The organism is Methylobacterium sp. WL119, from assembly GCF_008039875.1.
Classification (GTDB): Bacteria; Pseudomonadota; Alphaproteobacteria; order Rhizobiales; family Beijerinckiaceae; genus Methylobacterium.
This window is the reverse complement of record NZ_VRUU01000038.1, coordinates 17271-44199: the sequence shown is the minus strand read 5'-3', so window position 1 is coordinate 44199 and position 26929 is coordinate 17271. Positions and strand designations below refer to the sequence as shown.

Below are 26929 nucleotides of genomic sequence, written 5' to 3'. Positions count from 1 at the left end.
CCACACACCCCCCTAAAGGGGGGTGGTGAAGTGGGGGGCGAGGTGGGGGCCTGGGCTTTCCCCACTTCCCCACCTTTCCCCACCTGCAATTTAGAGGTGGGGAGAGGCATCGCAGCGGCCCCGGTCATGCCCGTTCTCCGACGACGATCACAGGCTTGTCTCGACCCTTTGCCTTGTCGTGAAGTCGCTCGATTTTTAGGATCTTGTTGCCGATCCAGGTCTTCAGCATCGCCTTGATGCGAAGCTTCCCGCTGGCTGAGTCGGCATCGATTGAGAGGGCGCTGCCGATGGCGAAGCCGGCCCAATTGCTTGCCTGTGCGCTCTCGGCCCAGACCCCTGAGGCGATGGCGTCCTGCACCTTCCTGAGGTCGCCGATGTCGACGGCATCGAACAGACCCGGCATCCTCCACGGTGCGACCACGCCCACGAAGTCCTCAGGGCCATCTGGGCCATCGTTGCCCAGCCCGACGCCGACTAGCTCGCGCCATTCCGCCTTCTCCAGTGGCGGCGCCATGTTCGACTTGCCGTCGTCGACCCGGAAGAAGCGGCGGCGGTCGGCCGGCGCCACCTCGGCCTTCTCGGCCTCCTCCAGCGACATCACGTTGAGCACGCGCGCCGAACGGACGGCACCGATCAGCGCGGAGCCGCCGCGGGCATCCTCGACCGTGTACGTGGTCTGTCCGGCGCCGGCCTTGCGGACGTGGTGGACGAGCTCGACGCAGCAGTTACCGGCCTCGCTGATGCCCCCCCAGGTCTTGGTCACCCGGTCGATCGCGCCGTTGTCGTTTTCCGGTACCGCGTGGCAGGAGACGAACGGATCAATGGTCATGACGTCGATCCGACGCTCGCGGATCTCCGCGGTCACGGCGTCGACGACCGGGCGCATCACCGTCACGCCCTCGCCGAGCTTCTGAGCGATGACGATCGGCGTGTCGCGGCCGCTGTCGATGAACAAGCGGTCGCCGATGTCCTCGGCCGCAATCCCGTAGTGGAGGCATGCTGCAGCGATACGCCGCTCGATCTCCTCGCGTGGGTCTTCGCCGTTCCAGATCCAGACCCGCAGCCTTTCTGGCACCGGCACGCCGAGCAGCGGCTTGCCTGTCACCATCGCCAGCGCCTCGACGAGCACCAGACTGGTCTTCCCGAGGCCGCCGGGCGCCACCGTCGCCGTCGGGTAGCGCCGGATGTAATGGCGGCCATAGAGCCAGCGGCGACGCGGAATTGACTTCGGATCGATCCACACGAAGGGCGTCGCTCGGATCGACGGTACGGACTCGACCAGATCCAGCACGGGCGGCGCAAATCGACCGTCCTCCTCGGGCACAACGAAGCTGCGCCGATCGTAGAGAGGCTCGACATTGGGCCGCCCAGGCAACGTCATGCCGCCACCTCGGCGCGGAGGACATCGTTCATGTCCTTGCCGACTCGCGGCATGACGACGTCAACTAGTCGGCCAGTCTCGTGCCAGCGGGTCCCGACCTGGTTGCAGGCCGCGTCGCTTGCGCCGGCATCGCGCTCCCCGAGCACAGTCAGGCACTCGATGCCGTCAAGCACTGGGAAACTCGCAATACCGGCCGTGCTGCCGAGCGCCCACACCGGCCGGATGCCGAGCTGCCGCGCCGCGAGGCACGATTCGATACCCTCGCCGATGGTCAGCCCGGTCGCGACGTCCTCCGGCGGATCGAGCATGATCGCGGCACCGAGCGCGGCGCCGAGCATCTTGCGCCCGAGCTTCGCGCCGGCGGGCGACAGCGCCGTCCTATGGATGCCGACGACCGCACCCGTTCGCACGCAACGGAAGGGGGCGACCATCGCCATCGCCGTCTCGCCCTTGCCCCACGGGCACCGCTTGCTGAAGCGCAGGGCATCGCCGGCGATATCAGCGGGCAAACCGAGGCCGCGACTGGCCAGATAGGCTTCGACGACGGTCGCCCGAGGATCGCTGGCGGCTTCCCAGATTGCCAGGGCCTGCCGCTGCCGACGCGCGGAGTCTGCCCGCTCCTGCGTCTCGGCCTGCCGGCGCGCCTCGAGCCGCCGCTGCCCTGCCGCCGGATCGGGTCGTTCGTCGCGCCGGCGCAGATGCTCCGGCAGCTCGCCAAGGATCTGCAGCGCACGGTCCTTCGCAGCGAGATCGTCGGTCCGACCGCCGCCGTTCCGCACGGTGACTAGCAGCCCGTCGGGCGCGCCCGGCGAGTCGGTGTACGACGTGCCGCGGTCGGACGGGCCGTGCCCGATCGTCGGGGCGTTCAGCGTCCGCCCGCTGATGTCGCCGCCGAGGGCGGCCTTGAGGATGCGCAGGCGCGACGTCATAGGCCGCGCTCCAACATATCCAGGCGGTCGACGATCTCGGTCAGCCAATCCGCTTGCGTGATCGAGAGCTCGCGCTTCCACTTGATCGCTTCGCCGACGAACCGACGCTCGGACGCGGACAGGTGATTGCCACCGACACGGTGCACCCACAGGGCCATGTCGCGATGGCGCCGGGTCTGGCGGTCCGTGAAGACGTGGATTGGTTGCCGCCAAGGCCTGTAGGCCGGCGCACGCCCGATGGCCGGCATCGGAAGCCGCGGCGAGAGCCCGTGCAGCTCGAGGATCGCGGCGTGGCTTGCGGCGGCTTCGTCCCGCGGCGGCAGCATGATCAATGCTGCCTGATTGGTATCCCGATAATCCGAAAGGATTGTGCGGACGCCCAAGATGCCGGGATTGATTTCGCGCAGAAGCCCAGTGGAAGTGAGGAGGCCGCTCATAGGGAGGCCTCGGCATTGGACGAGCCGAAAGCGAGTTCGGCCACCACGGCTGCGATAGAGGCCGACAGTCTGCAACGGACTGCAATGCACTGCGCTTGGCGAGTGACGAGTGAAGCGCTAAGATCCAAGGTGTCGGGCTGGAATTCGACAATCTTGGAAGCCCGAGCGCTTGGAAAAGCCTCGGGCTTCTTCATGCTGCGTCCCGCTGTGATAGGCCAAGCAGCCGTAAAGCTTCTGCACCTGGAACCACTGCGGCGCGGCCCAACCAGACTGCTTCCAATTCTCCCCGTTTGATCGCTTGATATAGAGCGTTTCGGGATCTCCCGCTCGCCTCAGCGAGCGCAGGGACTTTCACAGGAAGCCCTTGTTGCGCTCTGCGAACTACCTCCTCCAAGATCATCTCGCCCTCCAAAATGCGTCACGGGTGACGCAGCGTTCTCAGTGCTACGAGAAGGCCGCCTTGCTTGTCAATCTCTCTGCGTGCTAGGTGACGCAGAGCATTTCATCGCCTGGTGGATGAGAATGGATGTCTAGGAAGCTGCCGGAAGGCGAAGGCAAGCGTGTGCCCCTGAACATGCGCTCGACTCGAGAACTTAGAGATCGTCTAGAAACTGCGGCCGAAAAATCTGGACGCTCGATCGCACAAGAAGTGGAGTTCAGATTGGAGCAGTCTTTTCGCGAGAGCGATTTGCATGCGATTCTCCTTGGCGGAGACCGAACTGCAAAACTGCTACAATATATTTCTACAGCGATAAAAACTTCAGTTTCAAAAGATGGTAGAAACTGGGAGAATGACCCAGCTCTGGCTAACACCGTCGGGATGGCCTTCTATTATCTTACTTTGAGTTGTAGTAAATCACATCTCGAAGCGATAGGCATGATGCGTGGTGACGAAGATTTTGAAAGACGCGCAAAGTACGCCGCACAAATCATCTCAAATCAGACGATACTCTCATATCGCGGCGACTTAGATCAAGCTGGCGATGAGAAGGCAGGAATTATCACCGCGCCCCAGGCCATTCAACGCTTTATCGTCGATGGAGAGAAGGTCTAGAACTTAGCTTGATGCCTGATTTATCGACCTGCTCGCTGGCGATGATGCTTGATTGCAGCATCCAGCCCCAAGACAGGAGCACTGCGGTCCGCACTGTGGGGTGTTGTGTCCACGACTGCAATCTTGGCGCTCGTGCTTTGACGCTGCTCGTATGCTAGCAGGTCCGGCTCCCTGACGCGGAGCAGCTTACCACCGGCCCGGAACGCCGATAGCTCGCCGTTGTCGATCAGCCTGCGGACGAAGCTGGCCGAGCATTTCCAGCGACCTGCAACCTCGGCGGGTGTGAAGCAGATCACTAGTGGTTTTTCAGCGTGGACGTCCACGTTTGGCGGTTTCAAGCTTCACACGCGCGCCAGCTAGTCGCGTGCAAAACTGAAAGCTCCAGCGTCGCGGGCCCTACAGTCCGGCCGCGTAGAACAGAAGCGGCCCAAGTGCCGGGGCCACGTTTCCGCAGCCAGCCTCATGCCCGGTCTGCTGCCAATAACGTGATTGCATATAAGGGGTGTGTTACGGAACACTTCGATGCAACATCCAAATAGGCCATTGCGGCACGCCGCCTCGCCCACCAGTCTGTAGAGCAAGATCAATATCCAGTAGTTGCTTGAACAGTATTTTTATACCTGAAATACAAGCGTTTACATCGGTATCGTTTGGTGTCTGCATCGAATGCGCCCAGGCGTTGCGAGCCTTGCGACCTTTTTCTAAATAATTGTAGACATCGGCGGAAAGCACGCCGCTAAGCTCTAAGACCTCGGTCATAACAGAAGCTGTATAGTCGCGACCGGTAAGTTTATCGATCCGTTTCCCGGTCATGATGTTATGTTCATTTGTAGATTTCTTACTATCGAGCAATCGCTGCCATGCAACTGAGACTAGTTGCTCGCAGACAGTCCAACCAAGCACGACGCTCTCGCCGAAGCGTTTCTCAACAGATCGCGAGGCCGCCATATACGCACCCTCGACCATTGCGACGGCAGTCGGCGATGAAGCGATAACTTGATCCAAAAGATCAAACGACTTCGCAACAACATCTAATTCCAATAATCTACGCGACATATCGTGCTCACGACGGATCTCATAACTATTGTTGTAAACATTCCGTGCGACAGCACGCTCATCCTCTGTGTCGTCGTAGTATGGCGGGACAGCGTCTAGGCTAATAGATTTGAATGTGTTCCAGGCGTTGACTGGGAAGCCCATTGCCGCGCTTCGCTGACGAACGAGTGCCTCAGCGGTAGTCAGACAAGCTTGATGAGCGTTCATGATCTGCGCGCGAAAAATGGCAATGTTCTCCGCCTGCTGCTCAGCAGCGGTATGCTCTTTTGGCACGCGATGAGGTGCTTCCGGATGTATGTAACCAGGAATAATTGTGTAAGTTGCGGGTAAAAAGTCAGTAAAGTCGAATGCAAATAGTCCGTCCCGTTGGACTCGAATCTTTATACCGCATGCCATCGTGAGGCGCAGTATGGTCTCATGCCCCCAAGTGATTGGTAGCACTTGATTGACTGGAAGCGTAGGCTGCTCACCGATCCAGACGGGCGGAACACGGAAGTAGCTCGCTACAGTTGGTGATGCCCGATCCGGTACGATGTTGGGTCGAAGTACGCTATCTTGGAACTGCGCAGGGTTTTCGCCCTGCTTTACCCCTCGTCCAATCGGGATCTGATCGGCTGCCATAGCTGCTTCATTCTCGTAATCAGTGTTTTGGGACGATGCGCCGTCGTCGAGCCTCACTCAACGGACCCTAAGCGCTCGCTTCTAGAAACAATGCGCGGCGAGCACTATAGCAGTTATAGGCGCGAAGCTGTCGACTATCGTTGCTCGTGCGGATCGCTGCCCTTGCTATCAAGCCGATCACGTGCGCCCAAGCAGAGATCCGTTCTTAGCGGCCCATCAGTGTCACCGCCCCGCTACCATCTCCAGCAGCACCACGCCAGCTGCCGAGACAATGTTGCCCCTGCCGCCCCATGCGAGGGGAGCGGGCGAGGTCACGGCATCCTTGGCCGTCACGATCGGCAGCACGGTCTCCGGTGCCCCCGCCTCGCGATCGCGCTCGTTTCCGTGCAGCCACACGACCTGCCTGCCATGATGGCTCTCGGGTGCGGCGAGGGCGGGTCCAGCGTCCCTGCTGTCCTCGTGGTCCGCATCGCCGTCCATCCGGTCGAGGATCGCGAGCAGGGCGTCGGCAGTGTCGAGGGCGGTCTGGGCGGCTTCCTCGATCATGTAACGGGTCTCCGCCGGCGAGGGCGGAGGCGGCAGACGAGCGGCCGTTCGCGGGCGGAAGGGGTGAACGTCACCCACGCTCAAGCCTCCGGCCGCTCAATGACAGGCAGACCGAACCGCTCGGCAGCGAGACGATGTAGATCGGCGCAGGCGCTCTCCTCCCACCATTCGCCGAGGCCGTTGAGCGCGACCTTCAGCAGGATGGCCGGCAACGTCTGCATAGGAATCTTCTCGAACTCCTCGACCAGAGCGACGAGCTCCATCTCGATCGCGTTCGCCGCCTGCCAAGCCGCGTGATAGCCGTTTGCGTCCCGCGCCTCGTCGCAGCGTTTCGACCAAGCTAAGCACGCGGTATCGTCGTTTGGCCCAGGCCAACGCCCTGCAATGCCTTCAGCCTCGTCATAGAGGCGCGTCATCTCCGCATCTGCCGGGATGATCCGGTGCAGCAGCGGCAGGACGGCGGGGAGTACGGCCAGAAAAGCGGCCTCCTCAGTAGAAAGCGAAGGTGCTGATGCGAGCGCCGGCAGTGGAACGGCGGCAGCAAGAGAGCCCGCCATCACGGCCCGACGCGCCGGATTGGTTTCGCGCTCGACAGGCGCCGGCTCGGGCTTCGGCTTTGGCTTCTGCAGCATGATCCTCGCGGAGGCCGCGGCCTTGCCGGCGCGGGCCGTTGCATCGCGGAGGCCGGCCTTCGTTGCAGTCAGGCGCTCGCGAAGGGTCGGCTTCGTCTCGTCGCTTGGGTGGCGGTTCAGGGGGTTGCGCATATCGGGTTCTCCATAGGGGAAGCCCGCGAGCCGGCCGGCCCGGGGCAAGGGGCAGGACGGGTTTTCAGAGGGTGGTGGCGAGGCCGACGAGCCAGGCGCTGGCGCCGAAAATCGCGATGGCCGAGATCAATTCGTTGGCAGCGCCGACCCCGTGGATGACGTGCAGGTGCAGCGGCATGGGCTGCGGCGCCTGCATGTGGACCACAGCCGCCGGCACCATCCGCCCGGACGGGAATGCCGGCGGGATCGCGGTAGGTGGCATGCCGCCGCCGAGGAGCAGCTGCAGGTCGGCAGCGCGGGCATGGGCCATCTGGAAGGACGGCCACCAGCCGTCGGCGAAATCAGCTTCCTCTGTGAGGAAGGTGCGCAAGTGCGCCAGCAAGGCCATTGCGCCGACGCGGCTGGCACAGGCGGTGACGACCAGAGCGTCGAAGGCAGCGTCGACTTCGTTGTTCGTGATCAGGCTCGGCGCGGTCCGGTAGTTGTCGAGCGCAGCGCAGTGCCGCTGGATCGCGGCGTGGATCGGGTCGGCCGGCGTGGGATGTGCGATCGGTGTCCGGGACGGCAGGTAGGTCGAGAAATCGGGGATACAGGCGTGCTTCATCGTTCGGGCTCCAGAGGGCTCGTGGCGGTGGTGAGGGATGGGGAAGGGAAATACTGACGCCGGACGGACCGGCGCGCGATCAGGCGACCGTGATGGTGATCTCGGTCAGGTCGGCGACGATCGCCGCGCGCTCACCTCCGGTCTCGGCGAGGCGGTGCAGCTGCAGTTCCGTCGCGCCGGCAACAGCGGAGGTACGCAGGAAGGCGACGAGTGCGGGGAGATCGCCCTCGAACGCCAGAACCCCGACGATGCAGGCGAGGCCGGCAGCGTTACGGCTGATCGCGATGAAGACGGCGGGCGCCTGATCCGCGTCGACGACGGGGACGAGGTCGTGAACGCCGGTGACGTAGCGGCAACCGGACCGGCCACGCCAAGCGTAAAGGGCGATGGCAGGTGTGCCGCGAAGGCCGGCGGTGCTGCGCAGACGCTCCTCGCGGATGTCGGCGCGGGATGCGCGGCCGGATTTCAGATCAAGGAGAGCGGTGGTCCAAGAGAGGCGGTCCTTTGTCATGACAGTAACTCGCATATCGAACGGTATCCAGCATACAGATATACGGTAGCTTGTCAACAGGACGGTATCTGGGATACAGTTTGATGCGTCTCCTACTGGTCAGGCCATGTCCATCAAGCTCACGCCGCGCATGTGTCGCGCTGCCCGCGCCCTCGTGGGTTGGCAGCAAAAGGATCTTGTCGAGGTGTCTGGCGTGCCTGGATCGACGATCGGCGCCTTCGAGACGAAGGAGGAGACTGCGCGGATGGCGACCATGAACAACCGCGCCCTGGTCGAGGCCTTCGAGCGCGCCGGGCTGGAGTTCATCCCCGAGAACGGGGGCGGCGCCGGAATCCGGTTCCGGGAGCGGAAGGCGCCGTGAGAGGGCCAGCTCGGAAGGGAGAGCTACGCCCGAGCTTGCACTACATGCTGACCCTGTTGCCCCGGGGGCCGCGGTTCTACAGTGAGTCGCTGGGCGAGATCCTTCGGCTGCCAATGTGCGGCTACGCCATATTGACCGGGGTCACCGCTGCCGATGGTTCGCGGGAGTTGGCGACCACTGATGCCGGCCGCACCCCGTCGCAGGCCTACGCCAGGAACGAAGCCGCATTGCCCGCGAGGCCTAGCATCCAATTCCAGGATGGCGGTGCCCGACACCGAAAGCGATAGAAATATGAGCGAGGAACCTGAGACCAGCGTCCGAATGGGCATCGACGAGAAGCTGCAGCGCTTCAATCAAGCTCTCCTGGGCGAGGACGAACTTGGGGCGGTGGTGCGCGGCCACATCTACATCGAGAGCGAACTAATCGACTTCATCCGAGCGCGCCTCCCCAACCCGGCGGGGATCAAGGATCTCGAGATCGACTACTATGGGCGCATCAAGCTCGCGATCGCCTTGGGCCTAGATGAAAGCTTCGGTCCAAGTCTGAAGTTTGTAGGCACGCTCCGCAACCGTTTCGCTCACAGGCTCGACGCCGCAATTGGCAAGCAGGATGCCGATGCCTTCGAGAAGGCGCTGGGCCCGCACAAAGCGGTGACCAGTGAAGCCTTCAAGACCGCCCACATCAAGAGAGGCACCTTCGAAACGACTGTGGCTATCAAACAGCAGGAGCCAAGAGATCGTGTGACGTTAGGCTTCGTCACCCTTTGGGCAGCGATGGCCGTAGCTGTCTATCAGGCGGCGCGATTGGATATCACGACGTAGAGACCTAGAAACAATAGACAGTACTGACTGACTAATAAATTTTTGGATTGCAAGATGCCTTGGATGCCAAGAAAAACACATATCGCAAATAAAATACCGCCCTACGATCTATCAGAAGCCTTCAAAGATTTTGACTATAAGGATGAAAAATACGGTTCCCTTGTTAGGGCTCTTCGTAACATTGAAGCTGTTAGATCGATCAATCACGACCTTAGCGAAGCAAGGCAAGCGTTTGATACAGCTAGTACAACCTCTTTCGAAAATCGAAAAGATTCTGTCGAGGACGAGTCGGCAATAATTACTGAGGCATTGTTCGTTCACGCTATGATGCTTTATTGTAGGGCTGTACATTCAAGCTCAAGCGCTCGATTTAAAATTGATGTAGTCGGCAAGATGAACGCGAATGAAAAAAGCGATCACAAATATATAACAAAAATACGCGATACAGTCATAGCTCATTATGGTTCTGGTGAAAACTTAGAGCCAACGGCATGGAATAAGGACCATGTCGTTCTGCATCTTAAGTCTCCAAAATTTGAATTCACATACCCAACAATTAGAATAGCACACACTGCAGTTGCTTCCGAAAGACTATCAAATATGATAAACAGATGCATAGAAATCATAATAGAGATAGGAACTATAAAACAGAATATTTTGGCCGAAGAGCTGATGAAACAATTTAGCAACAAAGAATTTATGAAAATTATAGAAGGTAGTGTGTTTGACGAAAGAAGTTTTTTCGGCAAGCTTATGCCTGCCGGTACAACCGGAAGACACGTAGTTCCATCAGGTGAGAAACCTTCGGATTAGAAAATAAACACTGGTAAATTAGAGGTAATGAGGCGACCAATCCGCATCCCAGACGCGTCGGAGATCACCGACGAGACGCCGCTGCTGCTCGACGTTGCCGCGCGCATCGCTTTCCCTGATGGTTCCCTTTCCGGGCTCGCGCTGCGTAATGCGATCGGCCGCGACGAACTCGGCTATGAGCGGATCGGCGGCCGCCTCTACACCACGCTCGAGGCGATCAGGGAGATGCGCACGGCATGTCGGCGGAAGCCAAAGGCCCAAGGCTCTGGTTCAAGCGGGGTAACCTCGGCGCCGACGGCAAGCGCAGGCCCGGCACCTGGACCATCAAAGACGACGGAGGCGTCCGGGTCAGCACAGGCGTCCGCGCTGTTCGCGCTGGAAAACCGCCTGAAGCAGCTCAAACGGCCCTCGCCGAACAGTCATCGCAAGACAGGGCGCCTTGATTAAGTTTAGTTCACCCTCGAGAACATGGGGCCGGGTGACATGGGGCTTCGATTTTAACCTATGACAAGCGACCATCGTGTTGCGCGATCGTTCCTCAGGGGAGTGCAGCATACTCTTGAAATTGTAGCAGAAGATCCAAATAGCTCTCGATCTCATGAGAGACTTATTAACGCAAATATTTTATTAAATGCCGCTGATAACGCCGTAAAAAGATTGGGTAGAGAAAAGGAATACTACGAATCTATGTATTACATAACTTTCAATGGAGGCGATATGGAGCGAAGGTGGCTTAACAGTATCGACCTCTTGCTTGAAAAGTCAGGAATGGCGAGAGCTACCGACGCAAAGCTTCTTGCGAAGGGTACGCGCGAGTGCGTGCGCCTTTTGTACGATGCAGAGCGAGGTGCTCGACGACTGGCTCGGCGACGTGGACTAGCCCCGTCTCGCTGAGAAAGCATCAAAGGCGAAGCGGGCTTGACTAGGACCGCAGGAGGTCTGGTCGCTGATCCAGCGTTCGCCTATCGTGTTGGGGAAGGAGCGGGGCGCCTAAGAATCTATTGTGGCGGAGCCAGGTAGCTTAGAAGGCCGTTGCGATATGTGGCAGCGGTGACAACGCCAATGTCGTTAAGATCAGCCAGAATTAGTCGCCGCCTCTCTTCGATTATCGGCTTATCTATTTTATGAATTCTTTGGAATATTTCCGCATGAGAGGCGCTTGAAGGCAATGAAGTGTCGTATACGCAATACGAAGGGTTTAAATCCAGATCACAATGAAAATCTCTAACTCGTTTGCAGAGAAACTTTGCTACGCCATAGACCCCTGCCTTAGAGTTGCCAGAAGAGCGAGCTGTTTTTACAAGCGTTTCGGCCGTTTCTTTTATTTCTTCGTCAGTGGCTTGCTCCTCCCGGAGTACTGATAGACCGCTGACTTCAGCTACACTGATAGCTCCCTTGAGCAATACGCCTTTTCTTCTGTCGACGTGAAACGGAGATATAAGTATCTTTGTAAGGATTTCCTCATCGCCGACAGGTCCAGATGAAAAATCGCTTGAAATGAACGCTTGGCAGCATCCATTCGGGTGTCTCCGATCAAGTATATCTGCTCGAATTTTTGCTAGCGTCGGATCTTCGAGCCATGCGAAGGTCGACCGGCAGTATGCGCATTCCAAGTGAAGACGCCCTACTTCCGAATGAGAGCAGTCTTGATCAATTCAGGTATGATAGCCCCGTCGAAAGCAACTTCGCCCGGCTCAATACCGTCAATTGAATAGATAATATGGCCTACCTCTCCGAAGTTTAGAGAGGCATCGACCTCATCATTCATTTCCAGGATGGCAGAACCATCAGCATGCAGCGTAGCGATCAAGCGCTCGGCCAAGCCCTCCGCTGGCACGCAGGCATGGACAAAAAGAACAGCCTGAGTGATCGAATCCTGGTTGGGTTCGGCAGCGTCTTCCCCGTCCCAACCGGCCAGAAGCGTCCGAAATCCGGCCAACTCCCGAATGACAGGATCACCAGCGCGCCGCGGACCTATCACGAGCGGAGCGGTTTCAGATACGGCCGTCGTTGCACGTGCAATCTTGCCAGCGACAGCCTCGGAGGGGGCGCCCGCGAAGGATCGAGTAATGGTCAGCTGCTTGCGCTTTGGTGCCTGCTCTGGCGGACGACTCGTAGCTTCAACCAAATCGCCCTGGCGCACATACTCACTCACGGTGTACCCAGCAGCCACAGTGGAAACGATTTCGAGCACGAGGGCGCCTAGGGGTTGAGTGCGATACGATCAGAAGCCGCATCGGTGATAGCGTCCGCTAGCACGACCTTCAATATGGTATGCATCTCATCCAACGTCGAGTAGATCGCGGCAGCTGATTCAAGGGGGGCGCCCGGCCTCGGGGTGTCCTGCACCATGGAGTAGATTCCGACCGATCGCTTTTGGGCCGGCTCGGCCATTACAGCGCCGGCTTCGGGGGCCTCAGCGATATCGACCACATCGATGTTCAAGTTGACTAAGCGCCGTTCGGACGATCCAGGCTCCACGAAAAGCCCAACGTGGGAATGCCATAAGCCTTCTGTTTCAAATCCAAACTTTGGCACATATTTTGAGGCAATATCCAAAAGCCCTTTGTAGTCAGCCGCGTCCGCACTATCTTCTGATACAAACCTATCCCAATACTCAATCTTTATTGCGCCAATGTTTACTGTATTCAAAGCAATGCTTATATGGTTATTCAGCGCCTCTGCAAACCGATTTCTCAAGCTGGCCCACCCGCCATAGAAAGTTGTAGTAAACAAAAACATATTACGAGCAACGATTATTTCGTCGCGCGCCTCGCCGGCTTCGATATATTGGAAGTTTCTAGAGAAGGGAATGCCGCCACCAACATTCCCAAATGCGACGGGATTTGCTCCGATATTAATTACTAGTTGCGCAACGCCGGGGGCGCTCTGTGGCAGGTTTTGCGCCAGCTGTGGCGCGTCCGGAGCAGCTTGAAAGCCTAACTTCGATAGATCCCGCGTCGCAAGTGGAAGCAGCATCTGCCACGGTTTCGTGGAGATATGTTCCGCGAACATCAACGTGACAGTTACGCGTTCAATGGCGTGTGTTTCATGTGCCGGCTGCCAACGCATCGCGATCGTTCGACTCCTACGTTCTGGAAGCATCCTCTTGACACGTTAAAGGACGATTGCCGGGGGGTACACCCGGGTAAGCTAAGCCGGACCTGAACACGCCTGCACCTTTCGGCTCTCACAGATTGTCGGCAGGGCCGTCCCAACCTGAGATTTACCCGCGCGGCGCCCGCCACCCGGCGGCCTTGGCCTCGTTCTCGCTGCAGAACATGCGCTCGCCGGTCTTCGCGTCGATCCTGGTGCGGTTGTAATCGCGCGAGCCCGGCAGATGATAGACCCGCTCGCCCTTCCGGCTGATGTTGCCCTTGATCGTGCAGCTGCCTGCAGCCGGCAGCTCCGCGCGTAAGACCGGCGCGGGGATCGGCCCGTCCGGCCCGCCAGGCGCAGCGAAGCCCATGAACATGCTGCGCTCGCCCCGGCGCCATTCGGACGGGGTCGTGAACGAGCCGGCCCAGATGCCGTGCTTGGCCGTCTTGGCGGTCGTCTCGGCCTCGACGTAGTCCGCGGAGTAGCGGCGGTAGGCGACGGCGTGGCCCTGCGCGACTATCCAGGCGTTCAGATCCTCTGCTCCTTTCCGGCAGACGGCGACGGTGCGGCCATAGCGATCGGTGTCTCGTGGCTCACACGAGATGGGGGATCCGCCGATCCGGTCGGACAGCGCGAGAGCGGCGGCCTGCCCGCACTGGTAGGACTTACCAGCGACGTCCTGGCAGAGCTGCGCCCTCTCGGGCGCGTCGATGCCGTGGAGGCGGATGCGGATGTCGCGGATGACGACCGTGTCGCCGTCGGTAACGCTAGCTCGTCCAACGATAGGCTCAGCGGCCAAAGCGGGACCCGTGAACAGCATCAGCAACATCGGACCGGTGTAGCGCATGCCTACACACTACGGGCTGCGAAGCCGCTGTCGAGCCATCGGTTCTGTTCAACCGCGGCCCACCCTCACAACATCATGCAGTGGATGAAGAACTTGGCATAGCTTCATGATCACGCAAGCGATTGAGGCATTCAATAGAGTGCGGTACCTTGCTACCACATGGCGCCAAGCGCTGGTCCATCTGCCTTCGCCAAGTCCCTTGATCGCCTGGTCGCGGCCCCGCTTCACCAGCGGCCATCCCGTAGCCCCTTCGAGGCCACCCTGACGCGACGGCGCATCCTCGGAGAACCACCATGCGTCTCGTCCGGCCCGCTCTCCTGATGTTCGCTCTGCTGACGGGCGGCCCCGCATCGGCACAGCAGCAGAACAATGGGGTCTACCGGTCGGCCGCGCCGATCACGCCCGGCACTCCCGTTCCCTACGGCGACGGCGTCGTTCTCGCCTGCTCCGCACCGGGGACGATCCGCCTCGTGATGCAGGACGGGTCGCCCTTCGACGTCTACGCGACACAAGGCACCGCGATCCTGGATGATATGGCGGTGCGAGATGTGAATGCCGCGGCCACGACTGCGACCTGCACCGTGACGGTCCTGCGTCGGTTCGGCGTCCGCTGATGCCCCGCCTGCCGTCCGCCGACGACCTCGGGCCCGCCGGCTCCCTCGCCAGCCAGCGCGGTATCGCGAGCTACGACCTGTCGCCGCTCGCCCGCGGGGAGGCGGCCATCGGTGCCGGCATCCAGAAGATCGGAGATGCCGGCCTCGGCATCGGCCTCGACATGATCTCGAAGGACCAGAAGGAGGGTGCGGTCTTCGACAAGGCCCGCGCCGATGCCGCCTTCATCCCAGCCCATACCGATCTCCTCCTGAAGCAACAGGACGCTCCGGACGCAGACGCCTACCAGCAGGGCTCGCAGACCGCGCTGCGCGAGGCGGCCGCCAACATCCGAGACCCGCAGGCTCGCGAACTTTGGATGCTGAACCATGCCAGCACGCTCGCCAGCGGCAAGGTCACCGTGAAGGGCCTCACCGACAAGCGAGACGCCGACCACGAGCTCGCCGGCATCCGAACGGACGAGGACCGCGGCCTCCACACCATCGTCAACGCGCCGAACCAGGCCGATGTCGACACGATGGTTCGTGCGGTCGGGGCCCGCTACGACGAGGCGGCGTCGAAGGGCATCATCACCGAAGTGCAGGCACAGGCCGCCAAGAAGGCCTTTGCCCTGCGCGGCATCACCGCCCGCATCGGCATGCTGGATCCTGAGGACCAGGTCGCAGCATGGAAGGGGCCGGTCACCGGCCGCAACGGCGTGATCGACCGCATCATCGGCGTGGAGTCGAACGGCAACGCCACCGCCCGGAACCCGAACTCGACCGCCACAGGCGCCGGGCAGTTCACCGAGGGCACGTGGCTCGCCACGATCCGGTCGCACCGGCCGGACCTGCTGCAGGGCCGCTCTTCAGCTGCCGTGCTGGCGCTGCGCAACGATCCGGACCTGTCGCGCGAGATGGTCGGCTTTCTCGCCGACGACAACGGCAAAGCGCTCGCGGCGCAAGGCCTGCCCCAGAACCCGACCACCCTTTACCTGTCTCACTTCCTCGGCTCCGGCGGCGCGGCCGCGGTGCTGAAAGCCAAGCCCGGCACGCCCGTGAGCGACGTGCTCGGCGACGACCAGATCGCGGCGAACCGCTCGATCCTCGCCGGCAAGACCGTGGACAGCGTGATCGGCTGGGCCGGCCGAAAGATGGGGGACACGCCCGAAGGCAAGCTGGCCTCCATCATCCCGGAAGACGTCCGTGAGACCGGCCTGCGCCGCGCGGAGTCGCTCTACGCCACGGAGAAGCGCCGGCAGCAGCAGGCGGACCGCGAGCAGGCCGGCGTGCTTCAGGCCCGCATGTCCGACGACCTCGCTTCGATCGAGGCCACCGGGCAGGGCAACGCGCAGTTGCGGGCGGAAGACGTCTCGCAGGCGCTCGGCCCGCAAGCTGCGAAGGACTGGCTCGCCCAGCGCGCGCGGTCCCGCCAGGTGCATGAAGCGCTGGACGGTATCGGATCGTTGCCCGAGGGCGACATCGAGCGGCGCCTGCAGACGCTCGAGCCGAAGCCCGGCGTCGACGGCTTCACCGAGGACATGGGCGCTTACGTCAAGGCTCGGAAGAAGGCCGATGCGCTGATCCAGGCCCGCCGCGCCGATCCGGCGCTCGCGGTTGAGGATCTGCCGGCGGTGAAGGCCGCGCGAGAGGCGGCGCAGTACGAGGGGCCGGCAGACCAGAAGGAGATTACGCCGGCCAGTGCACAGGCGATCGTCCGCGCCCGCCTCGCCTCGCAGAGGCAACTCGGCATCCCCGAGCCGATGGCGGTAACCCGGTCTCAGGCGATGGTGCTCGCGCGCCAGCTTCGCGCGATCGGCGACGACGACACGGCCGGCTTGAAGGCGTTCGTCGGCAAGCTGCAGGGCACCTATGGCGAGTACGCCGACGAGGTCCTGACCTCGACCATTCAGCACCAGAACATCAACCGGGATCTCGCCGTCGCGGCGACGGACGTGCTCGGCAAGATCAGCCGCGGGCAGGTGCCGAATCCGTTCGATCAGCGCCGCCTCGACCGCGCCAACGACGGGCAGCGGCTCGACGACGCCATGGCCGGCCGCGGTGTACAGCCGGCATCCCCCGCGCCGCCGGCCGCCGGCGGTCAGTCCTCCGCGGTAAGCCCGGCAACGCGCAACCCAGGCGCAGCCCCGACGGCTGCCGTCGAGCTTGAGGCCCGGGCGAAGCTCGCCGACCTGAAAGCGCTGATCCAGAACCGCGCCGACCCGGCCGTGATGACCGAGTTCGACGCAACCTATGGCCCGGGCGCCTCGAAGCGCCTTCTCGCCGAAGTCGACCGCCGCCTCGGAACCGGAGCCCAGCGCTGATGCCGCCCGTCGAGGAAGGTCTGATCGTCCCGAATTTCGAGACCGCGGCAGAGGAGCCCCGTGCAGTCGTGCCGCCGGGCTTCCGCGACGAGATCGGCATGGCACTGCCCGAGCCGACGCCGCCACGGCCGCGCACCCGGTTCGACCCGGAAGGGCAGGGCCCGCGCCAGGGCATGAGCTTCGGCGAGAACTTCCAGGGCACGCTCGGCAGCGGCACGATCGAGGGCGCGCTGGATGAGGCGGAGGCGCTGCGCATCGCGCGCGGTGGCGTTCCGATGCCGGAGACCGACGCCATCGGGGTCGGCTCGGGCTTCGTGCCGGAGTTGACGATGGAGCGGGCCGAAGCCGCCCGCGCTGCTGCCCGGGATATGGTGCTGCAGCAGATCCTCTACGACACCGCGCCGACCAATATCACGCCGCGGAGCGTGGCCGGCTCCATTCTCGGACAGGTGGCGGCTCCGTCCAACCTGCTCGGCTTCGGCGGCGGCGTCGCGGCCCGTGCACTCGGTGCGCGTGGTTTCGGGGCGACGGCGCAGGCCGCCGCGACCATGGGTATCCGGGCCGGCGCCACCGACCTCGCGGTGCAGGGCATCCGAACCACGTCGGGCGACCAGGAGCATTTCGAGCCGCTGGAAGCCGTATTGGCCCCGGTCGCCGGCGCAATGCTCGGCGCCGGAGTGCACGCCGCCGGCCAGGCGATCGGCAAGGCCGCCGGCGGCGTTGCAGAGTTCGTGCGGAGCCGCCGAGCGCAGCGGGACGCACTCGGGATCGACCTGCCGCGCGAGGCCCTGCCAGGAGCCAGCGATGTACCTCGCGAGCAGTCGGAGGCAGTGGCGGGCAGTCTGGATCGCATTGCCCCGGCAGAGGCCGCACTGCGCGCCGCGGAGCCGGCGCGAGGGATGCCCACGGCCGAGTCGGACCCAGCTGCGCCCGTGTCCCGCGAGCAGGCGGACGGGCGGGCCGAGGGAACGGGCGGTGTCTCTCCCCCCGCAGCGGGGGAGGGCGGCGTGGAAGCCGCCGCGGTGGATGCGCCCGTAGTGATCCGCGACGAGCCCGTACCGGCGCCGCCGATCGCCCGCACCGAGCCGCCTCCCTTCAAGGCTCGGACCCGCGCCGAATGGGACAACATCCGCCCTGCAGCCGCACCCGACGCTCCGGCCTGGGCTCCGAAGGTCCAGAGCACGCTCGACGAGCTCGCCCGCGGCTTCGACATGGAGCCGCCCCGCGTCAGCGTCGCCAAGCCGAAGTTCGACGATGCGCCGCTGTTCGGCATGAACGACCGGCAGGGCAACATCCTCCTCGCCGAGGGTATGTCTGAGCACCACGCGCTGAACAACGCGGTCCACGAGTTCGGCCACGAGGTCCAGTTCCGGCTGTACGACGCCGCGCCGGCCCAGACGCAGGACGCGATCCAGGCCGCATTCCGGGCGGCGACCGCCCGCGATGCCGGCACCACCAGCCTGAACCAGCTTCGCCCGGTCACCGCGACGCGCAAGCTCGGCGACGCCGGGCAGCCGAAGCGGATCAAGTACCGGCGCACGGGCGATGAGCCGATCCCGGCCGGCTCCGCGGCCGCCGGCTATCAGCACAGCTTCGAGGAGTGGTTCGCCGAGCAGGTGTCGCGCTGGGTGACCCAGGACGCGAAGCCAGTCGGCGTGGTCGAGCGGTTCTTCTCGGGCGTCGCCGACGCCTGGCGGAAGATCTACGCCAAGGTCGCCGGTCACACGCCGCTCGACGCCGAGGTGAAGGCGTTCCTCGACGGGCGCTGGCAGGGGAGCGAGGCCGGGCGGGTGACGCGCGAGCCGGCGCCGAAATTCACCCTTGCGCCCGCGGATCACGACGAGCTCGGCATGGTGAAGCCGGGCAAGGTAGACGATCGCGTTTACCGCATCCTCCGAGACGGCGAGCCGGTCGGCTACACGAATGTCCGGGTGGATGGCGAGAGAGCCGACGTCCGGGACATCTTTACCCATCTCGGCGGCGGCAACATCGACCTGTCGCGCGGGGTCTTCGGGCCGCGGGCGATGTCGCAGATCATGCAGCAGTTCCTCGCCGAGAACCCGGGCGTGAAGCGCCTGACCGGTGAGCGAACGAGCGGTGCGCGCCGAGGCGGCAAGCATGGATTGCTCGGCACGGGCGAGCAGGTCGACATCTCGATCCCGGCTCGCCGCGTCGGGCCGGTCGCGGATCTTGAGCAGACGCTGGTGGCGCGGGGCATCGATCCTCCATCCGCACCGGGCCTGCTGACCAGCCCCGAAACCAGCCTCGTCGAGGCGGCGACCCGTCTGCATGGTGCGCCGGCCGAACGCACGATCCCCCTCGACGAGTTGCGCGCCGCGGTGCCGGGCCAGTCCACGGCCGACCTCGATCTGACCCTCGCTGCCCTTCGCGAGCGCGGCGTGGCGAAGGTCACGGACCGCGGCGTCACCCTCGATCATGCCGGTGTCCGGCAGGTGCAGGAGGCGACCGAGCGGTATGTGCGCGCCGAGGCCGAGGAGGTCGGCGAGTTGCTGTTCCGGAGGCGCGCGCCGGCCAAGGGCATCGAGGAGCCGGATCAGATCCGCCAGGGCCGCCCGGTCGAAGATCAGGGCACCGCCCCGATCGAGGGCGACGCCCGGCCGGAACGCCTGGAGGCCTTGGGCACCCGCTTCGCCGCCGACTTCGAGACGATCCTGCGCACCGGTCGCGTCCAGGCCGGCGCCCGCGGGCAGTTCAGCACGAGTACCGGCGTCGCCCGGGTGCGCTCGCTCGCCGATCTCGACACCACCATCCACGAGATCGGGCACAGCCTGCAGCAGAGCCCGCAGACCCGCGCGGTGGTCGATCCTGTTGTCATCGGCAACCGCGGCGAGCTGGCGCCGCTCGGCGCTGGCACGGGGGAGACCGGCGACGCCGAGGCCTTCGCCGAACTGTTCCGGCTCTACGCCACGAACCGGGCCTATGCCGAGCGGACCTATCCCAACGCGACGGCCGACCTGGAGCGCACGTTGCGCGAGGGGCTGCCGGTACAGGCCGCGGCGCTCGACCGGCTGCGTGCCGATCTGGACGTCATCCACCGGGCCGACAGCGGCGCCGTGGTCGGATCGGACGTCATCACGCCCAAGCCCGATGGGCTGTTCGCCCGCATCCTCGACGTGTTCGGGGCGGACTTCCTCGGGGCCGCAGCGACCGACCCGCGCGGCGGGGTCTACTATGCCTGGCGGGACGCGCTCTACACCCGCCTGCTCTCGCCGCACCATCCGCTCAATCGGGCGATGGACGCGCTCGGCCGGGTCTTCCGCGAGAACACCGGCAAGACCCTCGACCTGCTTCCGCAGGATCACGCCTACATCCTGGCGCGCGTCGGATCCGGCGCCAACGTGACCGCGCAGTCCATGCTCGAGCACGGGGTGCGGGGCGCTCGCAGCGATACGGCGACCGGCGCATCGTTCCGGGATGCGATCGAGGCGGCGATCGGCAAGCGCTACACCTCGGGGCAGTGGCACGATTTCGGTGCCTACCTGACGGCCCGCAGCATGGTCGCGGACTACGAGCGCTTTGCCGCCGGCGAGATCCCCAACCCGCCAGGCAAGCTCTCGGCCGGCGACTACGCCCGGGCGGTGCAGGAGTTCGACGCCAAGTTCCCGACCTTCGCCGATGGCGCGGAGAAGTTCTACGAGTTCAACACCAACCTGTTGCAGCGCCACTACGACAAGGGGCTGTTCACGAAGGAGTACCTCGACGCCTCGCTGGCGCGGAAGGACTACGCGCCCAAGCTGCGCGACATGGAAGACCTTGGCACCAGCGCCCTGACGGGTGGCGGCGCCCGGCGCGACGGGGCGTCGATGATGAAGACCTTCCGCGGCTCGCAGCGCTCGGTCCTGAACCCGCTCGATAGCACCGTGAAGAAGGTCTACGACCTGGAGCAGGCCGCGGCCCTGAACGACACGAAGGCGGCGCTCGCCCGGCTTGCGGAGATCGCCGGCCCCGGCTCCGGCTTCATCGCCGAGCCGATTCCGGCCAACAAGCTCTCGTCCGTCCGGATCGATGTGGTCGACGCGCTCCGCGCCGCCGGCAGCCGCGCCAACGTCGACAGCCTCGACCTCGGCGCCCTGATCCATCAGGCCGAGGGCATGCTGGGCGACGACGTTTTCGCACACGTCTTCCGGCAGGAGCCGATCCGACCCGGGCAGGAGCCGATCACGTTCTACTACGTGAACGGCGAGCGCCGAGCGCTGCGCCTCGCGGACGACGCCTTCGGGCGGGAGCTGCACACGGCCCTGAACGCCATGACGACGCCGGAGCGCAACATCTTCCTCTCGGTGCTGCAGATCAGCGGCGCGGTGCTGCGGCAGGGCGTCACCAAGAGCCTCGGGTTCATCTACCGGAACTTCACCCGCGATCAGGGCACCTCGGTTGCGACCGGAGCCAGGGGCTACATCCCGTTCATCACCGCCTTGCAGGGCGGCTTCGATGTGGTCCGCGGCGGTGGCGACTTCGAGAAGTACCTGAGCTTCGGCGGCTTCGCCGGCGGCGTGATCCATGAGGCGGTCGAGGGCAGCGCCCTGGCCCGCGGCGGCGCGCAGCGGATGTTCCGCGAGAAGAACGTCGTCAGCCGTCTGCTCGGGGCCGGCGCGAAGGCTGCCGAGCTGTCGGAAGCGGCGACGCGGGCCGGCCAGTTCCAGAGCTACGTGAAGCAGGCCAAGGATCTCGGCTTCGACGCCTACAACGCGTCGCTCTACGCGACCTTCAAGGCGAACGACTACATCGATTTCCGCAAGGTCGGCTCGCACATGGCGACCGTCTCCCGGTGGGTGCCGTTCCTGAACGCGTCGGCGCAGGGCACCGACAAGGAGGCGCGAGCACTCATCGGCGACATGGTGCGCCTGGAAGGGAAGCGGGCCCGCGGCGAGGAGCTGTCGCGGATCGAGGCCGACAGCTTGAAGGACTCGCGCGCCGCGTGGGTGAAGACCATGGCCTGGGGCATGATCTTCGGCGGCGGTGTCGCCTACCTGAACAGCGAGGATCCGGAGTGGTTCGGGGCTGCCGCGTGGCGCCGGGACCGCGGCTACAACCTGACCAAGATCGGACCGGACGGGAACTGGTTGTCGTTCCCGAAGCCGTTCGGCTTGGTGCGCAACGTCTCCGACCTGTTCGAGTATGGGGTCGAGTACATGATGCGCAGCGACCCGACGATCGCCGCCAAGCTCGGGAACGCCCTCGCCGAGGCGCACCACCTGCCGTATAGCAACCCGTTCATCGACACGTTCTACGGGGCACGCGCGAACTACGACGCCTTCCGCGACCGGCCGATCGTGCCGCCGTCGCTCCAGGCTTTGCCGCCCTCGGAGCAGTACACCCGCTACACGTCGGAGATCGCCAAGGGCATCGGGCAGGTGACCGGCTGGTCGCCGATGAAGGTCGATTACGCGGCCAAGAACCTCGGCGGCGGGACGGCGATCGACTTCCTGCGCAACGCCGACAGCCTGATCCACTGGATGCAGGACAAGCCCGGCGGGAAGGCGAAGACGATCTGGGACCTGCCGCTCGCGCGCGAGCTCGTCCAGAACCTCTCGGTCGGGGCCGAGGCGACGACCCGGTTCTACGGCCTCGTCGGGCAGAAGGCCGGCACGCTCGAGCAGGCGGCCACCGCCTACGGCCAGAAGATCGCCACCGGCGATCGCACCGGTGCCGAGAGCTACCTGCGCGGCCTGCCGGCGAACGAGCGCGCCTACGCAACCCTGCAGAAGCAGGGCTTCGACGCTAGCGACAAGCTCCTGCACCCCCTGGTGCTGGCCCGGGCCTACAACGCGGTCATCGCCGGCGTCTCGCGCGCGATCGGCGACCGGAACCTGATCCCCGAGGGCGACCTGGACCGGTCGAGCCTGACCCTGTCGCGGCGCGACGCGAAGCCGATCGAGGTGGACGGGCCGACGGGGGAAAAGCTCCGCAACGCGCTCGACGCCTACGCTATGGTGACGGCGCGCAACGCCCTGATCGCGTTCGGTGCCGACGGCATGCAGGGCGTCCCGGTGAAGGACCCGGCCGAGTTCCTGGACCGGATCAAGATCCTGTCCCCCGACGTCGCGCGCGAGCTGCGCGGCCGGCTGGCGGCGAAGCGGCTCTACGATCCGGCTGTGGTCGCGGAACGGTGGCCGGAGGCGAAGGCCCGGCTGCTGAAGGATGGCGAGAACGCAGACCTCTCGGACCTGCTGCCACGGCAGCCGAAGAGTGGAAATCGAGAGCGGAAGAGGGCCATGTCCGATGAGTGAGCAGCAGATCCACCAGCCCGGCAAGCACGAGGCCGCAGGCCTGGTCTCGATGAATGAGATCGAGCGGCCGACCACGCCCGTGACGCGGCACGTCGTCGTGCACCGGGACAAGATCGGCGCCTACGTCGCGCACGCCTGGAACCGCCAGACCAGCGGCTGGGATCGGGAGCGGGGGCTGGTCGAGGGTGCGATCCGCGCGCACGCGCTCGCCTTCCTGGTCCCGCTGGTGCCGTTCGCGAACGTGGCGATCACCGATCGATGCGTCGACTACGAGGAGCTTCGAGGCTTCAGCCTCGCGGAATTCGATGACTGCGCGTTCTACCCGGACCGCACCGTTCTGTGCCCCGAGGGTGTCCCGAACATGCCCGACGAGTGGGTGAGCGTTGGCTTCGGTCGCAGCCCTGCGTCTATTTCCGCCCCCTGCCGCTTCGCGAAGGTCAGCCTCGCCAGCAGATTCCAAAACGTGGCCTTCCATCAGCCAGGCACTCGCGAGGCGCCGACGGTCCTCGTGCGTCACGACGTGGCCGCGCGCGATCTCGTCTCGAAGGAGCGCTGGGGTATCACCGGCCGGCCGGACCTGATGGGGCGCATGGTCGACGACGAGCTGCGCCGCCGACAGCAGGACGAGGAGGCGACGCAACGCCTGATCCAGCAGCCAGGCGGGCTCGACGTGCACCGCCGGCAGCAGCGGGTCGCCCGGCAGAAGGCGACGGACCGGGCGGGCACGGGGCACTAGAACCTTGCCCGTCGTCAGTGCCTGTGGTGTGATACCTCTGCTGCTACCGTGCTTCTTGCCGTGACGCTGCCGTACCTACCGCGCTCCTACCGCCCCTTGCCGTGCGTAGGCGGCTTCAGCACGTGGAGCGGTCCGGTCATGTCCGTCTGGCGATGTCACGACGCCCCCGGTCACGCCATGCAACGTGCGGCCAACCTGCTCACACAGTCCCAGAACGCGCGGGAGTGCCGGGGTCAGGCGTAGGGCGACTGTCGGGGTTCGAAAGACCCATTCCCCGACCATAGATTTGCCGACACGTTTTCCCGACGGTCTTGCGCCGCTTTTGCGTGTCAGATCCGAGCACTCGTCAGAATGACGGGAAAACGGTCGTTTCACTTACTGGCGTTCCTGCTGCGCCTGGCAACTTACCGCACGCCTTTTGCGCGCCGCGGAACCTTCAGCTGTGAGCAGGCTGTAGATATTGTAGGTCTACCGGTCAGCGGTCTTCTATGGGGCTGCCCATGGCCGTACCTGAGGTTATAGCAAAGGCGTAGGCGGTTGCGGGCGATGTTCTTCTAAATGGCTGATGTGTAGGTGTCTGTTGCCCCTACCAATATCAACGCGTCTGACCACACGAGAACCCTCGTAGATTGTCTCTCTAGCCGAGCTATGAGGACAATACGCCCACGTAACATCGCATCAGGAGAGGTCGCGAACCCAGCGGTCGCCGGCCTCGCGAAACCCGGCGTCGCGGTAGAGGCCGGCGCAGAGGTCGTTCCGACCGGTCGGAATGTAGACGGCCGAGAGGCGCGCATGCCCTTCGCCTGCGGCCTCAGCCGCCGCATGTGCCAGCATCGCCGCTTCAACGTCGAGGCCGATGACTCGGCAGCTCATCACGCATTGGACGAGCGCGTCGCCCTCGCGCACGACGACGCCGACGAGCCCGTAATCCGTGAACGTGTCGGCGACCTCGAAGGCGTGGAGCCGCAATCCCTGCCGGAAGCCCGCCTGCATTCCCTCCAACGTCCAGCGCTGGCCGGTGGTGTTGAACTGGTTGGTCTTGTTGATCAGCTCGAAGGCGCGGCGGAAGCGCCCGTGCTCCGCATCCGTAATCGTCACCGGCACGATTCGGATGGCGAGGGTGGCGAGGAACGCCTCACGGGACAGGACCTTGCGCGACTGCTCCCGCACCACCTGGGCCTGGATCATCTCCGTGCGGCGGCCGGATTCGTCGGTGATCGGAGGGCCCTGCGTCTCGGACGACCACAGCAGCGCCCTGCGGATCCCGTAGAGGTCGGCGCCCAGCGTCCGGAGACCGGGAAACGCCGCAGACACGGCCGCGCGCTCCACTGGGTTGTCGTCGATGAACACGACGCTGCTGGGCAGGACGTTCACCTGCTCCAGGATGTCGGCGACGTTGTCGACCTTCGGGTTCCAGTTGATGCGGATCACGGCGAAATCCGAGAGCTGGAGGCGCCCGCCGAGCAGCGGATCCCAGATCGCGCGGATCTTGGCCTCGTCGTTCTTGCTGGCGATGGCCAGGACGATGCCACGGTGCTTGAGGAAGCACAGGGCCTCGATGATCCCCAGGGGCCAGCCCTCGTAGACCGTCGGCGAGAGGTCGCCCTCCTCCGCGACCACCCCGCGCCAGAGCGTGTCGTCGAGATCGACGATCACCAGCTTGACCGCGTCGGCTTGGCGGATCGCCCGGTACATCGCCGCGACCTCCGCCTGGACGGCGTCGAAGAAGGCTTCGATCTTGAGGTCGGAGCGCCGGCTGATCGGTTCGGGCGGGTGCAGGCGCCGCTGATCGTGGGCGTGGTCGTAATCGCTAAGCGTCGAGTTGTGGCTCAGCATCCAGAGGTGGTCGTCCTGGACGTGCATCCGCCCGATCGTCGCGGCGATCTCGTCGAAGTCCAGCACGTAGCTGTTGGCGTAGCCGGCCACTAGTTCCGCGAGCCGCTCGTTGAGACGATCGATGAAGTAGGCGAAGTTCCGCAGGTCGTTCTTGGGCGTTAGGCGCCCGAGCGGATTCTGCTGCGGCCGCAGGAAGTTCACCACGAAGGTCGTCAGGCCGGAGGTCTTGTTCCACGCCATAGCTGCGTCAAGCATCATCATGAGGCGCTGCTCTGCCGCCGCGAACAGGGCGGGATACTCGTCTGGTCGGTGATACCGCAGGTGGGCGAAGCTGTTGTCGGGCAGAATTGCGCGCATCGGCAGCTGCACGATCTGAAGGTCGTAGCCATCGAGGCCGCGCGGGGGAGCCTGCGGCAGCCGGCTTGCGAAGTTGGCGAGGACAAAGTCGCCCTGCACCGGCCGCGTGCGGGCGAACTCGGCCACGAGGTTCTCGACGAGGCAGGATCCCACCACGAGGATCGTCTCGGGGCCCGACGCCGTCGCGGTCAGGTCGTCGGGCACCCGGTAGGCGGCGGCCGTCGGGGCGGTCCCGGCCGGCGCCGCGTCATCGTCGGGCGCCCGCCGCCAGCCCTCGTAATTCTGCGCGAGGCCGTGGACCATGAAATGCGACAGCGGATCGAAACCGGCCGCGGCCACGTCCGGGTGTGCGGTAAGGTAGGCCTTGGCGTCGAAATGGGCGTTCGGGTCGCGATGCTCGCCACGCCCAATCTGGCGGTAATGATCGGCCGGGCTCAAACCGGATTCAGCGACATCATCATAAGCACGAACGTAGTAATCTGGATCGAATCCAGGAATTATTTGAGTTTTTTTCTTTTGAAACGCAATTTTTATAAATCTCGACAGAAACATAACGACCTTTTATCTACGTTCAATGAAGACGGGTTGCGACGATGTTCGCAGGTTCCTGGCGCCGATCCTCCTGACCTAGCTGTTGGAAGAGATCCCATAGTGCTGGCGACGACCCCGCCCCCCGAGCGGACGATCGAGGGTGCAGATGGCGACCGCTACCATGTCTGATTGATGACCTCTTCCCGAAAGGTCAGATCACACAATTTGTTGCCGAACAGACACTGAGCAGCTCGGTCAGCCTGAAGCGCAGCACCCTGCGCCCGTAGCGCCTCGATCTCCGTATGCATCTCGCCGGCATCGATAGCCGCTTCAATCAGCAGTTCCTGCGCCTCGGCGAGCGCCGCGCGCTGCTCCGCGTTCTCGGTCGCGAGCGCTTGGATCACCGCCGCCGTGTCTTCGCTCATCCTTCAGCAACCTGTCCGGCGCATTCTGATCCAC

22 protein-coding genes are annotated in these 26929 nt (G+C 63.9%); 9 read left to right on the top strand and 13 right to left on the bottom strand.

Features of this window, described 5'->3' with window-relative positions; translation table 11 throughout:
* Positions 1-124 precede the first annotated feature (124 nt).
* Genes FV227_RS15050 through FV227_RS29060 form a run of 3 tightly spaced genes read right to left on the bottom strand, consistent with a single transcriptional unit; the run spans position 125 to position 2747 of the window.
* Positions 125-1381, bottom strand: coding sequence for an AAA family ATPase (locus FV227_RS15050; RefSeq protein WP_147859358.1), 1257 nt, complete (start codon positions 1379-1381; stop codon positions 125-127).
* A complete protein-coding gene (locus FV227_RS15045) occupies positions 1378-2310 on the bottom strand; it encodes a toprim domain-containing protein (RefSeq protein ID WP_187274822.1) in 933 nt (310 codons plus the stop codon). The genes FV227_RS15050 and FV227_RS15045 overlap by 4 nt, the downstream gene beginning before the upstream one ends.
* Entirely contained in the window at positions 2307-2747 is a 441-nt protein-coding gene (locus FV227_RS29060) for a hypothetical protein (RefSeq protein WP_187274821.1), read from the bottom strand. The genes FV227_RS15045 and FV227_RS29060 overlap by 4 nt, the downstream gene beginning before the upstream one ends.
* Positions 2748-3273: 526 nt before the next feature.
* Here FV227_RS29060 and FV227_RS15040 point away from each other — a divergent pair.
* On the top strand, positions 3274-3801 hold the full coding sequence (locus tag FV227_RS15040; protein WP_147859356.1) for an Arc family DNA-binding protein: 528 nt from the start codon (positions 3274-3276) through the stop codon (positions 3799-3801).
* 507 nt (positions 3802-4308) lie between these two features.
* On the opposite strand, the gene FV227_RS15030 is transcribed toward FV227_RS15040, so the two are convergent.
* The 5 genes from FV227_RS15030 to FV227_RS15010 all read right to left on the bottom strand — a co-directional run bounded on the left by FV227_RS15030 (position 4309) and on the right by FV227_RS15010 (position 7960).
* Positions 4309-5535, bottom strand: coding sequence for a hypothetical protein (locus FV227_RS15030; RefSeq protein WP_147859354.1), 1227 nt, complete (start codon positions 5533-5535; stop codon positions 4309-4311).
* A gap of 165 nt (positions 5536-5700) precedes the next feature.
* Positions 5701-6024, bottom strand: coding sequence for a hypothetical protein (locus FV227_RS29055; RefSeq protein WP_187274819.1), 324 nt, complete (start codon positions 6022-6024; stop codon positions 5701-5703).
* An 80-nt stretch (positions 6025-6104) separates the two neighbouring features.
* Positions 6105-6788, bottom strand: a complete 684-nt coding sequence (locus FV227_RS15020; RefSeq protein WP_147859353.1) for a hypothetical protein — start codon at positions 6786-6788, stop codon at positions 6105-6107.
* A gap of 64 nt (positions 6789-6852) precedes the next feature.
* Positions 6853-7392 (bottom strand): hypothetical protein, encoded by a 540-nt coding sequence (locus tag FV227_RS15015; RefSeq protein ID WP_147859352.1) that lies wholly within the window; start codon positions 7390-7392, stop codon positions 6853-6855.
* 79 nt (positions 7393-7471) lie between these two features.
* Complete coding sequence (locus tag FV227_RS15010) at positions 7472-7960, bottom strand: hypothetical protein (protein WP_246686647.1); 489 nt, start codon at positions 7958-7960, stop codon at positions 7472-7474.
* Between the two features lie 49 nt (positions 7961-8009).
* Here FV227_RS15010 and FV227_RS15005 point away from each other — a divergent pair, with 49 nt between their 5' ends.
* The 4 genes from FV227_RS15005 (at position 8010) to FV227_RS14990 (ending at position 10346) form a co-directional block, all read left to right on the top strand.
* On the top strand, positions 8010-8264 hold the full coding sequence (locus FV227_RS15005; RefSeq protein WP_147859351.1) for an XRE family transcriptional regulator: 255 nt from the start codon (positions 8010-8012) through the stop codon (positions 8262-8264).
* A gap of 264 nt (positions 8265-8528) precedes the next feature.
* Complete coding sequence (locus tag FV227_RS15000; protein WP_246686648.1) at positions 8529-9086, top strand: hypothetical protein; 558 nt, start codon at positions 8529-8531, stop codon at positions 9084-9086.
* 54 nt (positions 9087-9140) lie between these two features.
* Positions 9141-9899 carry a hypothetical protein gene (locus FV227_RS14995; protein ID WP_147859350.1) on the top strand — a complete coding sequence of 253 codons (759 nt, stop codon included), beginning with the start codon at positions 9141-9143 and terminating at the stop codon, positions 9897-9899.
* A 27-nt stretch (positions 9900-9926) separates the two neighbouring features.
* Positions 9927-10346: an excisionase gene (locus FV227_RS14990; protein WP_147859349.1), complete on the top strand. Its 420-nt coding sequence runs from the start codon at positions 9927-9929 to the stop codon at positions 10344-10346.
* A 1177-nt stretch (positions 10347-11523) separates the two neighbouring features.
* On the opposite strand, the gene FV227_RS14985 is transcribed toward FV227_RS14990, so the two are convergent.
* The 3 genes from FV227_RS14985 to FV227_RS14975 form a co-directional block, all read right to left on the bottom strand.
* On the bottom strand, positions 11524-12093 hold the full coding sequence (locus tag FV227_RS14985) for a hypothetical protein (RefSeq protein WP_147859348.1): 570 nt from the start codon (positions 12091-12093) through the stop codon (positions 11524-11526).
* A gap of 8 nt (positions 12094-12101) precedes the next feature.
* Positions 12102-12971 (bottom strand): hypothetical protein, encoded by an 870-nt coding sequence (locus FV227_RS14980; protein ID WP_147859347.1) that lies wholly within the window; start codon positions 12969-12971, stop codon positions 12102-12104.
* A gap of 154 nt (positions 12972-13125) precedes the next feature.
* Complete coding sequence (locus tag FV227_RS14975) at positions 13126-13818, bottom strand: thermonuclease family protein (protein ID WP_246686582.1); 693 nt, start codon at positions 13816-13818, stop codon at positions 13126-13128.
* Between the two features lie 320 nt (positions 13819-14138).
* Between FV227_RS14975 and FV227_RS14970 the strand changes: the two genes are divergently transcribed.
* The 4 genes from FV227_RS14970 to FV227_RS14955 are packed head-to-tail and all read left to right on the top strand — an operon-like array spanning position 14139 to position 23746.
* Positions 14139-14459: a hypothetical protein gene (locus FV227_RS14970; RefSeq protein WP_147859345.1), complete on the top strand. Its 321-nt coding sequence runs from the start codon at positions 14139-14141 to the stop codon at positions 14457-14459.
* Positions 14459-16759 (top strand): hypothetical protein, encoded by a 2301-nt coding sequence (locus FV227_RS14965; RefSeq protein WP_147859344.1) that lies wholly within the window; start codon positions 14459-14461, stop codon positions 16757-16759. The genes FV227_RS14970 and FV227_RS14965 overlap by 1 nt, the downstream gene beginning before the upstream one ends.
* Positions 16759-23010 (top strand): LPD38 domain-containing protein, encoded by a 6252-nt coding sequence (locus FV227_RS14960; protein WP_147859343.1) that lies wholly within the window; start codon positions 16759-16761, stop codon positions 23008-23010. The genes FV227_RS14965 and FV227_RS14960 overlap by 1 nt, the downstream gene beginning before the upstream one ends.
* Positions 23003-23746, top strand: coding sequence for a hypothetical protein (locus FV227_RS14955; RefSeq protein WP_147859342.1), 744 nt, complete (start codon positions 23003-23005; stop codon positions 23744-23746). The genes FV227_RS14960 and FV227_RS14955 overlap by 8 nt, the downstream gene beginning before the upstream one ends.
* Positions 23747-24424: 678 nt before the next feature.
* Here FV227_RS14955 and FV227_RS14950 read toward each other — a convergent pair.
* Together FV227_RS14950 and FV227_RS14945 are read right to left on the bottom strand one after the other, a co-directional pair.
* Entirely contained in the window at positions 24425-26377 is a 1953-nt protein-coding gene (locus FV227_RS14950; RefSeq protein ID WP_187274818.1) for an HAD-IIIC family phosphatase, read from the bottom strand.
* A 269-nt stretch (positions 26378-26646) separates the two neighbouring features.
* Positions 26647-26895 (bottom strand): hypothetical protein, encoded by a 249-nt coding sequence (locus tag FV227_RS14945; RefSeq protein ID WP_147859340.1) that lies wholly within the window; start codon positions 26893-26895, stop codon positions 26647-26649.
* Positions 26896-26929 lie beyond the last annotated feature (34 nt).